Source organism: Streptomyces sp. LARHCF249, from assembly GCF_052871255.1.
Genome location: NZ_JBIXJQ010000006.1, coordinates 500,263 through 514,609, shown reverse-complemented (window position 1 = coordinate 514,609; position 14,347 = coordinate 500,263). Strand labels below are relative to the sequence as shown.

Annotated in this window: 13 protein-coding genes and 1 pseudogene; 9 read left to right on the top strand and 5 right to left on the bottom strand. The window is 71.3% G+C overall.

From position 1 onward, the window contains the following. Positions 1 to 60 precede the first annotated feature (60 nt). Both ACIPUC_RS20375 and ACIPUC_RS20370 read right to left on the bottom strand, forming a co-directional pair. Positions 61 to 966, bottom strand: coding sequence for a LysR family transcriptional regulator (locus tag ACIPUC_RS20375; protein WP_446591025.1), 906 nt, complete (start codon positions 964 to 966; stop codon positions 61 to 63). Positions 967 to 1,059: 93 nt separating this feature from the next. Next, a complete protein-coding gene (locus ACIPUC_RS20370) occupies positions 1,060 to 2,595 on the bottom strand; it encodes a S1C family serine protease (RefSeq protein ID WP_446591024.1) in 1,536 nt (511 codons plus the stop codon). Positions 2,596 to 2,821: 226 nt separating this feature from the next. Here ACIPUC_RS20370 and ACIPUC_RS20365 point away from each other — a divergent pair, with 226 nt between their 5' ends. From ACIPUC_RS20365 to ACIPUC_RS20355, 3 genes and pseudogenes are all read left to right on the top strand, one after another. Then, a complete protein-coding gene (locus ACIPUC_RS20365; RefSeq protein WP_446591023.1) occupies positions 2,822 to 3,622 on the top strand; it encodes a glycerophosphodiester phosphodiesterase in 801 nt (266 codons plus the stop codon). An 85-nt stretch (positions 3,623 to 3,707) separates the two neighbouring features. Beyond that, positions 3,708 to 4,309 (top strand): annotated as a pseudogene (locus tag ACIPUC_RS20360) (ATP-binding protein). Positions 4,310 to 4,514: 205 nt separating this feature from the next. After that, positions 4,515 to 5,489, top strand: a complete 975-nt coding sequence (locus tag ACIPUC_RS20355) for a DUF5926 family protein (RefSeq protein ID WP_446591022.1) — start codon at positions 4,515 to 4,517, stop codon at positions 5,487 to 5,489. Between the two features lie 181 nt (positions 5,490 to 5,670). On the opposite strand, the gene ACIPUC_RS20350 is transcribed toward ACIPUC_RS20355, so the two are convergent. Together ACIPUC_RS20350 and ACIPUC_RS20345 are read right to left on the bottom strand one after the other, a co-directional pair. Then, positions 5,671 to 6,255: a hypothetical protein gene (locus ACIPUC_RS20350; protein ID WP_446591021.1), complete on the bottom strand. Its 585-nt coding sequence runs from the start codon at positions 6,253 to 6,255 to the stop codon at positions 5,671 to 5,673. Positions 6,256 to 6,390: 135 nt separating this feature from the next. After that, entirely contained in the window at positions 6,391 to 7,113 is a 723-nt protein-coding gene (locus tag ACIPUC_RS20345) for a bifunctional DNA primase/polymerase (protein WP_446591020.1), read from the bottom strand. A gap of 425 nt (positions 7,114 to 7,538) precedes the next feature. On the opposite strand from ACIPUC_RS20345, the gene ACIPUC_RS20340 reads away from it, so the two are divergent. Both ACIPUC_RS20340 and ACIPUC_RS20335 read left to right on the top strand, forming a co-directional pair. After that, entirely contained in the window at positions 7,539 to 9,068 is a 1,530-nt protein-coding gene (locus tag ACIPUC_RS20340) for a PP2C family protein-serine/threonine phosphatase (RefSeq protein WP_446591019.1), read from the top strand. Between the two features lie 135 nt (positions 9,069 to 9,203). Further along, positions 9,204 to 10,670, top strand: a complete 1,467-nt coding sequence (locus tag ACIPUC_RS20335) for an aminopeptidase P family protein (RefSeq protein ID WP_446591018.1) — start codon at positions 9,204 to 9,206, stop codon at positions 10,668 to 10,670. 84 nt (positions 10,671 to 10,754) lie between these two features. Here the strand turns inward: ACIPUC_RS20335 and ACIPUC_RS20330 are convergent, their stop codons facing one another. Further along, entirely contained in the window at positions 10,755 to 11,198 is a 444-nt protein-coding gene (locus ACIPUC_RS20330; protein ID WP_446591017.1) for an ATP-binding protein, read from the bottom strand. 224 nt (positions 11,199 to 11,422) lie between these two features. On the opposite strand from ACIPUC_RS20330, the gene ACIPUC_RS20325 reads away from it, so the two are divergent. The 4 genes from ACIPUC_RS20325 to ACIPUC_RS20310 all read left to right on the top strand — a co-directional run bounded on the left by ACIPUC_RS20325 (position 11,423) and on the right by ACIPUC_RS20310 (position 14,342). Further along, entirely contained in the window at positions 11,423 to 12,301 is an 879-nt protein-coding gene (locus ACIPUC_RS20325) for a hypothetical protein (protein ID WP_446591016.1), read from the top strand. A 110-nt stretch (positions 12,302 to 12,411) separates the two neighbouring features. Continuing rightward, entirely contained in the window at positions 12,412 to 13,134 is a 723-nt protein-coding gene (locus ACIPUC_RS20320) for a YcnI family copper-binding membrane protein (RefSeq protein WP_446591014.1), read from the top strand. A gap of 69 nt (positions 13,135 to 13,203) precedes the next feature. After that, positions 13,204 to 13,857, top strand: coding sequence for an SCO family protein (locus ACIPUC_RS20315; protein ID WP_446591013.1), 654 nt, complete (start codon positions 13,204 to 13,206; stop codon positions 13,855 to 13,857). After that, positions 13,854 to 14,342 (top strand): copper chaperone PCu(A)C, encoded by a 489-nt coding sequence (locus tag ACIPUC_RS20310; protein WP_446591012.1) that lies wholly within the window; start codon positions 13,854 to 13,856, stop codon positions 14,340 to 14,342. Before ACIPUC_RS20315 ends, ACIPUC_RS20310 begins: the two co-directional genes overlap by 4 nt. Positions 14,343 to 14,347: the final 5 nt, after the last annotated feature.

Below are 14,347 nucleotides of genomic sequence, written 5' to 3'. Positions count from 1 at the left end.
CGTTCCATCACGTCCAACGACAGTTATGACCCGAAATCCCAAGCTCTGCTTATCGGTTGATCAGCAGCCGACCCGGTTCGCGGCCGCGCTCTTCAGCGCGTCGAGCACCACGGCCGTCGCCGGGACGCGCAGGTGGTCGCGGTAGACGTAGGCGGCGATGTGGCGGCGGGCGGCTGGCTGGAGCGCCCGTCCGCAGACGCGGTTCAGCGAGAGGGAGGGAAGTACCAGCGCGGGCATCATGGCGACGCCCAGCCCCTGCCCGACCAGGCTCTGCACGACCAGGTTGTCATCGGTGGCGAACCGGATGTCGGGCACGAAGCCGAGCTCCGCGCACTCGTGCAGCAGGTTGGCCCGGCAGCGCGGGCAGCCGGCGATCCACTGCTCCTCGGCGAGGTCGGCCAGGTGGACGGCTCGGCGGCGGGCCAGCGGATGCCCGGTCGGGAGCAGCACCGTCAGCTGGTCCTCCAGCAGCCTGACCTCGGCGACCTCGTCCGGGATCTCCTCGTGCAGCCCGGGATAGGTGAAGGCCAGGGTGATGTCGCACTCCCCGCGCTCCAGCCGGCGCAGCGACTCCGGAGGCTCCCCCTCCAGCAGCTCCACCTGTACGCCGGGGTGCTCCTTGGCCAGGCCGCTCAACGCCTCCGGGACGAGGGTGACGTTGGCGCTGGGAAAGCCGCACAGCCGGACCCGTCCGGTGCGCAGGCGCGCGTACGCCTTGAGCTGGGCCTCGGCGGCGGAGAGGCTGCCGAGGATGGTCTCGGCGTGCCGCGAGAGGGACTCCCCGGCCTCGGTGAGCTGCATCTTTCGGCCCACACGGGTGAACAGCGGGGTCCCGACCGCGCGTTCGAGCGCCTTCATCTGCTGGGTGATGGCGGGCTGGGTGTAGCCCAGCACGCGTGCGGCCGCCGAGTAGGAGCCCGAGGCGACCACAGCGTGGAACGTCCGAATGTGCCGGGAATCGAACACCCGTGAAGCATAAGCGGACGTTGGGAGGGGCCGTAGGCGGAATCCCGCCCACGGCCCCTCCCCATCAAGCCACTGATGCGCGCCGCGCGCCCGTTACTTGTCTCCGACCCGCGAGCCGAGGGTGATGTCGACCGTGGTCGGCTTGCCGCCGCGCAGGTAGGTCAGCTTCACCGTGTCGCCGGGCTTGTACGTCCAGATCATGCTGATGAGGGTCGGACCGCTGTCGACCGGCTTGCCACCGAACTCGGTGATGATGTCGCCCGGCTTGAGGCCCGCCTTGCCGGCCGGGCCGTTCGGGTCCACCAGGTCGCCGGCGGGCGCGCCCTGCTCGGAGATCTTGGCGCCCTCGGCCTTGGCCTGGAGGTCGACGGAGACCGAGATCACCGGGTACACGGGCTTGCCCGTCTTGATCAGCGACTCTGCGACGTTCTTCGCCTGGTTGATCGGGATGGCGAAGCCGAGGCCGATCGAACCGGCCTGGCCGCCGCCGAAGCCGCCGTTGCCCGCCGACTGGATCGCGGAGTTGATGCCGATGACGGCGCCGCGCCCGTCGAGGAGGGGGCCGCCGGAGTTGCCCGGGTTGATCGAGGCGTCCGTCTGGAGCGCGCTCATGTACGAGTTCTTGCTGCCGGAGCCGTCACCCGAGGCGACCGGGCGGTTCTTGGCGCTCACGATGCCGGTGGTGACCGTGTTGGACAGGCCGAACGGGGCGCCGATCGCGATGGTCGCGTCGCCGACCGCGACCTTCTCGGAGTCGCCGAGCGGCAGCGGCTTGAGTCCGGCGGGCGGGTTCTTCAGCTTGAGGACGGCGACGTCATAGCCCTGGGCCCGGCCCACCACCTCGGCCTCGTACTTCTTGCCGTCGGAGAACGTGGCGGAGAGCTTGCCGCCGTTCGCCGCAGAGGCCACCACGTGGTTGTTGGTGAGGATGTGGCCCTGCTGGTCGTAGACGAACCCGGTACCGGTGCCGCCGTCGCCGTCGCCGGCCGAGGCCTCGATGGTGACCACGCTGGGCAGCGCGGCCGCGGCGAGGCCCGCGATGGAGCCGGCATCCCGCTTGAGGTCCTTCGGGGTGTTGCCCGCGCTGATCGTGGTGGAGCCGGCGGCGTCCTTGCTCCGGTCGGCGGCCCAGTAGCCGACGCCACCGCCGATGCCGCCGGCCAGCAGCGCGGCCACGAGCACGCCCGCGATCAGGCCGCCCCTGCCCTTCGGCTTGGCCGGCGGGGTGCCGTCCGCACCGAGCGGGGCGCCCCACGCACCGCCGCCGTGGCCGCCGCCCGCACCGTACGCGGGCACCGTGGGCGGCGGGGGCGGCCAGCCCTCGGCTCCGTGGGCGGCCGGGGCGTGGGCCGGCGGGGGGGCCTGGCCGTACGCGGGGGCCTGACCGTACGGGGGGGCCGGAGCCGGGGCCGGAGCAGCGGCCGGGGCGGCCGCCGGGTGCTCCGGCGCGGACGGAATCTGCTGGGTCGGCTCGGTGCCCGGCGCCGCCGCGGGCGGCAGCTGCTGGGTCACCGGCTCGGCAGCGGCGGGGGCCTGTCCGGCCGCCTGCGTCTCGGAGGCCGGAGCAGGGGGTGCGGACGGGGCCGCGGGGGGTGTAGGGGCCGCGGTGCCCTCGTTCTCGGTGCTCACAGCGCTCTCTCCTCGTCACACACGGCTTCAGAATTCTCTGGCGTCTCGGGCCGACTGAACGTTCGACGTGCCGTACAAGTTCCTGGGCAAAGCCTTTCCCATGGCCCGTCAGAGCACTGTAAGCCGGACCTGTGCATCTCCTGCCATACTTTATATCCGGCATTTCGGACGCATCCGCAGGACCTGGCCTCGACGCCGATCGGCCCGTCGGTGGCACCATGACCCAGTGACCCACGCAACGCCGCGTCCCATCCAGGTCGTCGCCCACCGCGGCGCCTCGGAGGATGCCCCCGAGCACACCCTGGCCGCCTACCGCAAAGCCATCGAGGACGGCGCCGACGCCCTCGAATGCGATGTCCGGCTGACCGCCGACGGCCATCTGGTCCTGGTCCACGACCGCCGGGTGAACCGCACCTCGAACGGCCGCGGCGCCGTCTCCGCCCTGGAGCTGGCCGATCTCGCCGCCCTCGACTTCGGCTCCTGGAGGGACCGCGAGGAGTCCCCCGACTGGGACGCGGACCCCGAGCGCACCTCCGTCCTCACCCTGGAACGCCTGCTGGAGCTGGTTTCCGACGCCGGCCGGCCGGTGCAGCTCGCGATCGAGACGAAGCACCCGACACGCTGGGCCGGACAGGTGGAGGAGCGCCTCCTCTTCCTGCTCAAGCGGTTCGGCCTGGACGCCCCCGCCGCCGAGGGCCCGCACCCCGTGCGGGTCATGAGCTTCTCCGCCCGCTCCCTGCACCGGGTGCGCGCGGCGGCCCCGACCATCCCCACCGTGTACCTGATGCAGTTCGTCTCGCCCCGGATGCGCGACGGCCGGCTGCCCGCCGGAGTGAAGATCGCTGGCCCCGGGATGCGGATCGTGCGCAACCACCCCGGCTTCATCCGCAAGCTCCAGGGCGCGGGTCATTCCGTACACGTCTGGACAGTGAACGATCCCGAAGATGTTCAGCTGTGCGCTGATTTGGGGGTAGAAGCGATCATCACGAACAGACCCCGTCAGGTTCTGTCCCAACTAGGCCGCTGACGTCCCTATTTGCCCACCAACCCCTCCCACCTCGCCGATAACAGGGTGTGCCCCGGCGCATCCGCTCCGCATCCGGACGGCACGAATGCGTCAGAGGGCTCCGGTTGGACGGTTTCCGGTCCAGGCCATTGGGGCATCCAGACCATGCGTGGGGCTAAGGAGGTTCCGGGGGTGGCGTTGGTGGTGGCACAGGAAGTGCCCACGTCGTCGTGCATGGATGTACGCCATGGTCCTGCGGGCGTGGGCGAAGCGAGACACCGGATGCGTGAACAACTGCGCATCAGCGGGGTGTCCGAATCGGTCGTGGACGATGCCGTACTGATCCTTTCCGAACTGCTCAGCAACGCTTGTCGACACGGCAGGCCACTGGGCGCGCGGGAAGTCGGGGACGGGGAGATACGCGCCGCATGGCGCGTCGACAAAGCGGGGCGACTGACGGTCGAGGTCACGGACGGGGGCGGACCCACCCGCCCGGTCCCGGCCACGCCTTCGGTCACCGCACGGGGCGGCCGGGGGCTGAACATCATCAGCGCGCTGGCCCAGGACTGGGGTGTCCGGGATGGAGCGGCGGGTGAGGTCACCGTCTGGGTGATCGTTGCCTGTGGGCCCCGGCACGACGATTTCGCTACGCGCGTTGCGCCCCCGGCGATCGACTTCAGTACGGCCTTCGACGACCTGGATCCGTGAACCCGGGATCCCGAGGCGGACAGCACGGCGAACAGCACGACGCACAACGAACAGCACCACAGCAGTACCGGGCATGGCACAGGCGGCCGTCCGGGAGCGCACGCCGACCGTGCTCCCGGCCGCACCCCACCGGTTCCGGCGGTACGAACGGCTAGGCTCGCGCCCAGACACGACGCCGTACCGCCGCAACCGGGAGACACGCACGATGGCCAAGAAGCGCCCCGCAGCCAAGACCGCAAAGCCGCAGCTCAACAACGGTGAAATCCCGGTGGTGGGCGCGCGCGAGCCCTGCCCCTGCGGATCCGGGCGCCGCTACAAGGCCTGCCATGGCGCGGCCGCCGCGCACGCGGTCACCGAGCACGTACGGCGCCCCTTCGAAGGCCTGCCGGGCGAGTGCGACTGGGTCGCGCTGCGCGAGCTCGTACCGGCGGCCACCGTTCCGCTGACCCTCAAGGGCGGCCTGCCCGAGGATGTCCCCTCCGTCACGCTGGTGACCGTGCTCCCCATGGCCTGGCCGGCCCTGCGCCGCGAGGACGGCTCCGTCCTCCTCGCCCTGCAGAACGACTCCACCACGGGGGACCTCGGCCGCGACATGGCCGACACCCTGCAGCGCGCGCTCGTAGCGGAGCCTGGTACTCCGATTCCGGCGCGCCGGGTTCCGGCCGAGGGTCCGCGACTTCAGGATCTCCTGGACACCGACGGCGTTTTCGAGCCGGTTGTGCACAGCGGCTTCGAATTCTGGATTCCGGAATCGGAGAGCGCCCAGAGCGCGTCCCCGGAGATCGCCGCCTCGCTGGAACGGGCCAACGCGGCCGCCATTCCCACCGTCAAGCTGACGGGCGCGGACGCGGCCTACTGGTGCGAGACCCCGGACAAGAACCACCTGCGCTGGGTCATGCCGCACCCCGAGGAGAAGCTGCTCGACGCCCTCGCGCGGCTGCACGCGGCCGGCACGTCCTCGCTCGGCGAGGGCACCAAGCTCGTCGGCTCCTTCCGCGCGCACGGCCTGATGGTTCCCGTCTGGGACCTGCCCACCGGGGTCACGGCCGACGATGTCGAGAAGCCCGCGGCGGAGTTCGCGGAGCGGCTGGCCACGGCTCTGGCCTCGGACGCACCGCTGACCACGGAGGAGCGCCGGGCGCGCGGCGGACTCACCAACCGCCAGGTGACCCTCAGCTGAGCTGCACCCTCGCGCAGGCCCGGTGACAGGAGTCACAACTCCCGCTAACCGTCTGCAAATCGGTGTCTGAATATCAGAGATCGAATTTGCGAACAGGCGATCTCTTGTTACCGTTCTTGTAGCCCGGTCGCTGGTGCATCCCCCGTCGCCAGCGACCGGGCCCTTCAAATTCCGGCGGTACTCAACCGTCACCCGGTTCCGGTGAGTTGCTCCCGGACCGCAGGAGCAGCCGCCCTTCCTCATCCGGAACTGCAAATTCCGCTACAGCCGAGTAGCTCTCCGGCTCTCCGGCCGAGTCCTCCTTGGGCGTCTCGCACAGTCCCGGCTCGTCCCCCGGGCCGATCGAGCAACGGATCTGCACCGTGCGCCCGGCGGGCCCCATCACCGTCAGCACGGCATCCAGCGCGCGACCACTCGTGTTCCGGTAGTAACTCCGGCCCCACGTCCGGCCCTCACCCACCAGAATGCACGTCTGGGCCTCCACACCATGGGGCGAGGACAGCTCGGGGCCGCACCGGGAATCCGTACGGGGCTGCTCGACGGGCCCGGCCTGCTCGGCCCCGGCCGGCGGCGTCGACGGTGCCGCCGCAGGCGCGGATGCCGTGGGGGAGGTACGCGAAGAGTCCGAAAGCCCGAGCGTCGAAAACAGGCCGCCGTTTTTTCCGTCATCCTGACCGGCAAAATCCGGCCCGGCGATCGCTCCTGCGAGCGGGAGCGACAAGATGATCAGCACACCGGCGCCGATACCGATCAGGCGGAGATTCATTCGCCGAAGATAGCGATGCGGGAATGGGGCACGGAGATCCCCGCGCCCAATTCCCTTGGAAACTCGTCCCGCTGGCACCCGTACGAGTGATCCGGACGAGCGCCGGAGCACCTGCGATCCGCCGAACCCGGCAGGTCAGTAAGCGAGTCTGCTGCCGCCGCCGGGCGCACCGCTGCTCGCCTCGACCAGCGCGTCCACGACCGCTTCCACCTGCGGGAGCCAGAGTTCCGGCGTACCCACCGGCCCGGCCGGCCCCGAAGACGGCTCCCTCTCCCACCGGACCTGGCCGCCGCTGGAGGCGGCGGACGGCGGCAGCAGGAGATAGCCGCCCTCGCCGTGGAAACGCAGCGAGGACGGCACGTGGTCCTTGGCGTAAAGCAGCTCTCCGAGCCGCTCCAGCGAGTACGGCGCCACCAGCAGTGACCACCGGGTGGGCGTGGCCACGACCGGCCCGAGCCTCATGCCTTGCTCGTCCAGTCGTACGAGGGCCCGCGCGGCCGCGCCGGCCGGGAGGCTCACGGCACACGGAGCGGTTCCGCCGGTGGCCATCAGAACAGGGGCGGTGGGCCGGTTGGTCCACCACCAGGTCACCATCCGGGGATCGGTGGTGGCCGCGAGCAGCCCCGGGTCGAAGGGGTGCGCGCCGGGGACGACGCAGTCGGGGTCGGGGCAGGCGCAGCGCGAGCCGTCCGTGGCGGACCGGCCGACGCCGGGCAGCACGGGCCACTGCCAGGCGGTGGCGCAGGTGAGCGCCGCGTCGAGGAGAGCCGGCGTGGCGCCGGTCTGTCGCGGGGTGGGGCGCAGGGATTGAAAGCGATCGCGGAGCCGCTGGAGACGCCTTCCGAGGATCTCGCGCATGAGCGCTCGTTCCTTTCCGTTGAACGCCGAGGGCCACATCACACCATGTAAGCGGTGTCTCACCACACGTACAGGTTTCGCGTCACTGTCCGCCATAGGCAGGTTCACACGGTTCGTGCAGTTTTCTTATGGAACGCAAGCCGCACCGGCTGCCGCCGCTAAGGACGGCGGCCCGCCTCGAACGGTTCCCGGCCCCCTCCGGGCAGGTCGCACGACGCACCGCGGTAGCGGCGACGGTCGTGGCCCAGTAGGTCCGGGGCCGCGCCAACTGGCCCCGGACACTACCGATTACGTACCCGGACCCCTTGCGGAGCCCGTCCAGTCGACCGCAAAAACCGCCTGCTTCCAGCTTTTTCCGGCCAAGTTCTAGCCTTGGCTGGACAGTGAGTTGCCGTCCCACGGACACCAGTATTCCCACCTGGGCAATGCTGGACATGGATCCGTGTGTGCGTGTAGATGTGGATTCCTTGATGGCGGCGCAGCACGATCTGGGGGTTTGCGATGCTATATGGCGAATCGCACCAGGTGGAAAGGCGGACGCCATGAGCGCCCCGCATCTGCCGAAAGTGGCTGGAATCGATCCCACAGTGACGACGCCACCGCACACTGTGGCGCCCACTCCCGCCCGGACCACACCCGCCCCGGCCCCGGTGCCCGGACCGGGCGGCCTCATCCAGGACCGGCTGGCAGGCATGGTCTCGGACCTCACCACCCTCCACGAACTCACCGAGCGCCTGACCCGAGCCGACGACCTCGACTCCTCCCTCCACGAGTTCCTGCGCGCCGGTGCCGCACTCGTCGGCGCCCGCCGCGGCCTGATCGTCCTGGAGCCCTCCGACGGTCTCGGCCCCACGAGCACGATCGGCCTCGGGCTCGGCCACGCCGACCTCGGGCACATCGAGACCGTGCCGCGCAGCGCCACCTCGTACGGCCGCATCCTCGACGGGCTCCCCGACGCCCACGGCGGCTCCGAGGTGCTCCCCGAACCGGGCGAGCCTCCCGGCGCGCCAGGCATCGCGGCCCCCGTCGACCCCCGCCACCGCGAAGTGGCCGCCCGCCTCGGCTACGCCGCCAGCTACGCGCTCCCGCTCACCGCCGAGGCCACCGGCCGGCTCGGCGCGGCCGTCTGGCTCTACGACGAGCAGGCCGAGCCCAACGACCGCCAGCGCGACCTCGTCGGACTGTACGTACGGCACGCCGCCGAGCACCTCGCCCGGATGCTGGAGGTGGAGCGCTCCCGCGCGCGCCTGGCCACCCTCACCGAGGAACTGCTGCCCAGCCGCCTCCCCCGGGTCCCCGGGGTCCAGCTCGCCGCCCGCCACCACACGGGACCGCGCGGCGGGGGCGACTGGTACGACGCCCTGCCACTGCCCGAGGGCGCCCTGGGGCTGGCCGTCGGCTCCGTCACCGGCTCGGGGCCCAGCGCCGTCGCCGCGATGGGCCGGCTCCGGGCCTCGCTGCGCGCCTACGCCGTGATGGAGGGCGAGGACCCGGTCGCCGTCCTGTCCGACCTGGAGCTGCTGCTGCGCCTGACCGAGCCGGCGCGCTCGGCCACCGCGCTCTTCGCCTACTGCGAGCCCGCCGAGCGAAAGATCATCCTGGCCGGCGCCGGGCACGCCCCGCCGCTCCTCATCGGCGAGCGCCGCACCGAGTACGTGGAGACCTCGCTCTCCGCGCCGCTGGGGATGCTGTCCTGCTGGGAGGCGCCGAGCGTGGAGATCGAGCCCGCACCGGGAGAAACGGTGCTGCTGTACACGGACGGGCTGCTGCGCCGCACCGGCGACCCGATGGACCGGGCCTACGCCCGGCTGCACGCGGCGGCCGCCTCGGTCCCCCGTACCGCCCGGGAAGACCCGGCCGCCCTCTGCGAGCACATCCTGCGGACCGTGCTGCCCGAAGGAGGGCCGGCCGACCTGCCCGAGGACATCGTCCTGCTCGCCGCCCGGTTCGAGTGAGCGGCGACCGTGCGATCGCTGCCACCAAAACGGTCGTTTGTGCGATAAAGCACACGGGCCTCCGGAGGCTCGCACATACGATGGACAAGGGCCCCACCCCGGTCCGTGCCTGTCGTCGTAGCTGAGGAGAATGACGTGGCTGACGAGCTCACCCCGGAGACCCCGGAAGAAGAGCAGCCCAAGAAGACGCACAAGCAGCGCAAGAACGGTCTGTACCCGGGCGTCAGCGACGAACTCGCCGAGAGCATGCGCACCGGCTGGGCCGACACCGAACTGCACGGGCTGGAGCCCATCGCCCAGGCCGAGCACACCGCCGCCCGCCGCGCCGCCCTGTCCGCGCGCTTCCCCGGCGACCGCCTGGTCGTCCCCGCGGGCCGTCTGAAGACCCGCTCGAACGACACCGAGTACCCCTTCCGCGCCTCGACCGAGTACGCGTACCTCACCGGCGACCAGACCGAGAACGGCGTCCTGGTCCTGGAGCCCACCGGGGAGGCCGGGCACACGGCCGCCATCTACCTGCTGCCGCGCTCCAACCGTGAGAACGGCGAGTTCTGGCTCTCGGGCCAGGGCGAGCTGTGGGTCGGCCGGCGCCACTCCCTCACCGAGGCCGAGCAGCTGCTGGGCATCCCCGCCAAGGACGTCCGCGAGCTCGCCGAGGCCCTCACCGAGGCCGAGGGCCCGGTGCGGTGCGTACGCGGCCACGACTCGGTCATCGAGTCCGCCCTCACCGACAAGGTGACCAAGGAGCGCGACGAGGAACTGCGCGTCTACCTCTCCGAGGCCCGCGCCGTGAAGGACGAGTTCGAGATCGGCGAACTGCAGAAGGCCGTCGACTCCACCGTCCGCGGCTTCGAGGACGTCGTGAAGGTCCTCGACAAGGCGGAGGCCACCTCCGAGCGCTACATCGAGGGCACGTTCTTCCTGCGCGCCCGCGTCGAGGGCAACGACGTCGGCTACGGCTCCATCTGCGCCGCCGGCCCGCACGCCTGCACCCTGCACTGGGTCCGCAACGACGGCGACGTCCGCTCCGGCGACCTGCTGCTGCTCGACGCCGGTGTGGAGACCCACTCCCTCTACACCGCCGACGTCACGCGCACGCTGCCGGTCAACGGCACGTACACCGACATCCAGCGCAAGATCTACGACGCGGTGTACGAGTCCCAGGAAGCCGGCATCGCCGCGGTCAAGCCGGGCGCGAAGTTCCGCGACTTCCACGACGCCTCCCAGCACGTCCTTGCCGAGAAGCTCGTCGCGTGGGGCCTTCTGGAGGGCCCGGTCGAGCGCGTTCTGGAGCTCGGCCTGCAGCGCCGCTGGACCCTGCACGGCACCGGCCACATGCTCGGCATGGACGTTCACGACTGCGCCGCCGCGCGCACCGAGGCGTACGTCGACGGCACGCTGGAGCCGGGCATGTGCCTCACCGTCGAGCCGGGCCTGTACTTCCAGGCCGACGACCTGACCGTGCCCGAGGAGTACCGCGGCATCGGCGTCCGGATCGAGGACGACATCCTCGTCACCGAGGACGGCAACCGGAACCTGTCGGCCGGGCTGCCCCGCACCTCGGTCGAGGTCGAGGCCTGGATGGCGCGGCTCAAGGGCTGACGCGCAGTTCCGGCGCAGTCGCTGCGCCACGATGGGCGGGGTCCCGGCAAGGGGTTCCGCCCATCGGCGTTTCCCCGCCGGGTTCTACGACACCTTCAGCAGCGCGTCGTCGCGCCACTTCAGGATCTTGTCGAAGCTCACGACCGCGCCGCGGCCGGGCCGGTTGCGGAAGCGGACGTGGTCGGCGAGTTCCTCGATCAGGTACAGGCCGCGGCCGTGCTCGGCCAGCGAGGGTCTGCGGCGGCCCACCGCCGAAGGCGGGAATCCGGGCCCGGAATCCGTCACTTCGATGCGGCAGCAGTCCCCGTCCAGATAGGCCGTGACGTGGTACGCCTCGGTCTCGTCCGGGATTCCGCCGCCCCCGCCGTGCTCCACCGCGTTCGCACACGCCTCGCTCAGCGCCACCGAGAGATCGTAGGAGATGTCCGGGTCCACCCCCGCGGTCTCCATCGTCCCGAGCAGCAGTCGCCTGGCGAGCGGCACGCTCGCGGCTTCGCGCCTCAAGTGGAGAGACCACCAGATGCTCATACGGTTACGTATTGCCGCCCACGGGGACCCGTAAGCGCCCAGAGGGCCTCCGGGCGCTTCATTGCCCTCGTTCGGCCGATGCGGCCCTGCGGGATCCGGTATATGCGGCGGCGCCCGCCGCGGTACTCGGCCCGGACCGCCGTGCCGGTGCCCATGACGGACTCATGGGACCTTCCGGACCTGCCGCATGGAGGGCCCGAGGGCAGTGCGATGATGGCCCGGCCATGACTGACCCCCACGCGACGCACGCCGGAGCCGGCCTCCGGCTCATCCGGGCCGCGGTGTTCACCGCGGTCTGCGTCGTGCTGTCCGCTGCGGGCCACGCCCTGGCATCCTGCGCCACGGTGCCGTGGTGGTCCCTGTGTCTGGGCTTCCTCGCCGTCTTCGCGGTCGCCGCGCCGCTCGCCGGACGCCGGCGCTCGCTGCCCGGCATCGCCGCCGGGCTGGCCGCCGGACAGCTCGCGCTGCACACGGTGTTCGGCCTCGGCCAGCACAGCGCCGCGTCGGCATCGGCATCGGCGTCGGCGTCGGCGTCGGCATCGGCATCGGCGGCCCAGGCATCGGCCTCCGCCGCCGACAACTCGCTCGCCGAGCTCGCCGCCCGTCTGGTGTGCGGGGGCAACGCCGTACCGCTCAGCCCGGCGGACGCCCGGCAGATCCTGACGACCGCCGGCCTGGACCCGGCTGCCCTGGCCGCGGAGGCGGCTCAGGCCGCACAGCTCGCCTCGCAGGGCCACGACGCGCACGCCCACGTGGCCCAAGCCGCCGCCGCGGCCCCTGCGACCGGACTGTTCAGCCCGGCCATGCTGCTGGGCCACCTGCTGGCGGCACTGGCCGTCGGCTGGCTCCTCGGCCGCGGCGACGCCGCGCTCTTCCGGCTCGTCGAACTCTCCCGGCTCTCCGCCGAAGCCGCCCCGGTACGCCCGTTGCGTGCCGCGCTGGCCTTCGTACGCGCCCTCGGCGCCGGACTCCCGGCCGCGCCCGCCGGTACCCCGCAGGCCCCGCGGACCGCGGCCGACCCCGCGGCCGCCACCGGCCGAGAGGCACTCCAGCACACGGTGATCAGGCGCGGGCCGCCCACGGCGCTCGCCCTCGCGGCCTGACGCGGCACCCTCCTCCCCGGGACACACGACGGGAACGCCGGTGCCGCGAACTCCGCGCGCGCCCGTGCGCGGAGCCGACGTCACCACTGCTTCCGTGGAGTGTTTCTGCCATGAAGACCTCTCGCGTCTCCTTCGCCGCCGCCCTCGCCGGCGGTACCGTCCTCCTCCTGTCCGGTCCCGCCTTCGCCCACGTCGGCGTGCAGCCCGGCGAGGCCGCCAAGGGCGGCTACGCCACGATCGACTTCAAGGTCCCCAACGAGCGCGACAACGCCTCGACCACCCAGCTCGAGGTCAACTTCCCGATCGACCAGCCCCTCACGTCCGTCATGCCGCAGGACGTTCCCGGCTGGACGGTGACGGTCGAGAAGAGCAAGCTCGACAAGCCGCTCACCGTCCACGGCAAGCAGATCAACGAGGCCGTCACCAAGGTCACCTGGTCCGGCGGCAAGATCGAGCCCGGCAAGTTCCAGCAGTTCCCGCTCTCCGTGGGCAAGCTCCCCGAGAACGCGGACCAGATGGTCTTCAAGTCCATCCAGACCTACGACAACGGCGAGGTCGTCCGCTGGATCGAAGAGGCCAAGGAAGGCGCCGCGGAACCGCAGAACCCCGCGCCCGTCCTGAAGCTGACCGCCGCCAAGGGCGCCGGCCACCACGATGCCGGTGCCGGCGACAAGAACGCCGACAAGAACACCAAGGACGCGCAGCACGGCCACGACCGGGCCGGCGCCGAGCACGGCTCCGACACGACCGCGCGTGCCCTCGGTATCGCCGGCATCGTCGTCGGGCTGGGCGGTGTCGCCTTCGGCGTCGCCTCGCGCCGCCGCTCCGCCTGACCGGCCGCGCCCCCTCGCGCCGCCGTTCCCGAACATCCGTCACATCCCCGATCCCAGGGACACCTCTCCATGCGCACCACACGCGTGACGGTCGCCGCACTCCTCGCGGCGGCCGCACTCACCCTGACCGCCTGCGGCGGCGAACCCGCCAAGGCCGGCTCGGTCACCCAGATCTCGGGCGGCCAGAGCAAGACCAAGGCCGCGACCGTGCTGGACCGCCCGTTCACCAAGCCGGAGCTGGTCCTCACCGACACCACGGGCAAGCCGTGGAACCTGCGCGAGCAGACCAAGGGCAAGCCGACGCTCATCTACTTCGGCTACACCAATTGCCCCGACGTGTGCCCGCTGACGATGAGCAACATCGCCGTCGCCAAGAAGGCACTCCCCAAGGCCGACCAGGACAACCTCCAGGTCGTCTTCGTCACCACCGACCCCGAGCGGGACACTCCCGACTCCCTCGGCGCGTGGCTCAGGGCCCAGGACCCGTCCTTCACCGGACTCACCGGGGACTTCGCCGCCATCCAGGCCGCCGCTCGCTCGCTCGGCATCGGCATCGAGGCCGCCAAGACGGACGCCGACGGCAAGGTCGTCTCCATGCACGGCGCCCAGGTCATCGCGTTCTCGCCCAAGACCGACGAGGGCTACGTCCTCTACGGCGAGGGCACCACCGTCGACGACTACACCAAGGACCTGCCGAAGATCATCAAGGGAGAGAACCCGTGAACGCCCGCACCACCCGCACCCTGGCCGCCGCCCTCTCCCTGACGGCCGCGCTCGCCATATCCGGCTGTTCCGGCTCCGAGAACGAGGCGTCCAAGCCCGCCCCGACGGTCAGCGGCGCCTTCATGCCCCAGCCGGTCAACGACGAGATGGCCGGCGCGTTCATGGTCATCAAGAACGGCTCCGAGACCGCCGACAAGCTCACCGGCGCCACCTCCACGCTCTCCGACGATCTGCAGATCCACGAGACCAAGAACCGGAAGATGCAGCAGGTCCAGTCCCTGGACGTGCCCGCCAACGGCGAGCTCAAGCTGGAGCGCGGCGGCAGCCACATCATGTTCATGGGCCTCAAGAGCACGCCGAAGGTCGGCGACAAGGTCACCATCGAGCTGCGCTTCGAGAAGGCCGACCCGGTCAAGGTCGAGCTCGACGTGAAGGAACGGACGTACACCGGGCAGGCTCCATCCACCGCCGGCAACGGCCACTGACGGAC

Bases quoted from the DNA above. Each gene is read 5' to 3' on its own strand.
- ACIPUC_RS20315 (WP_446591013.1), top strand. From the start codon at position 13,204: ATGCGCACCACACGCGTGACGGTCGCCGCACTCCTCGCGGCGGCCGCA.
- ACIPUC_RS20320 (WP_446591014.1), top strand. From the start codon at position 12,412: ATGAAGACCTCTCGCGTCTCCTTCGCCGCCGCCCTCGCCGGCGGTACC.
- ACIPUC_RS20340 (WP_446591019.1), top strand. From the start codon at position 7,539: ATGCTGGACATGGATCCGTGTGTGCGTGTAGATGTGGATTCCTTGATG.
- ACIPUC_RS20355 (WP_446591022.1), top strand. From the start codon at position 4,515: ATGGCCAAGAAGCGCCCCGCAGCCAAGACCGCAAAGCCGCAGCTCAAC.
- ACIPUC_RS20350 (WP_446591021.1), bottom strand. From the start codon at position 6,255: ATGAATCTCCGCCTGATCGGTATCGGCGCCGGTGTGCTGATCATCTTG.
- ACIPUC_RS20345 (WP_446591020.1), bottom strand. From the start codon at position 7,113: ATGCGCGAGATCCTCGGAAGGCGTCTCCAGCGGCTCCGCGATCGCTTT.
- ACIPUC_RS20325 (WP_446591016.1), top strand. From the start codon at position 11,423: ATGACTGACCCCCACGCGACGCACGCCGGAGCCGGCCTCCGGCTCATC.
- ACIPUC_RS20330 (WP_446591017.1), bottom strand. From the start codon at position 11,198: ATGAGCATCTGGTGGTCTCTCCACTTGAGGCGCGAAGCCGCGAGCGTG.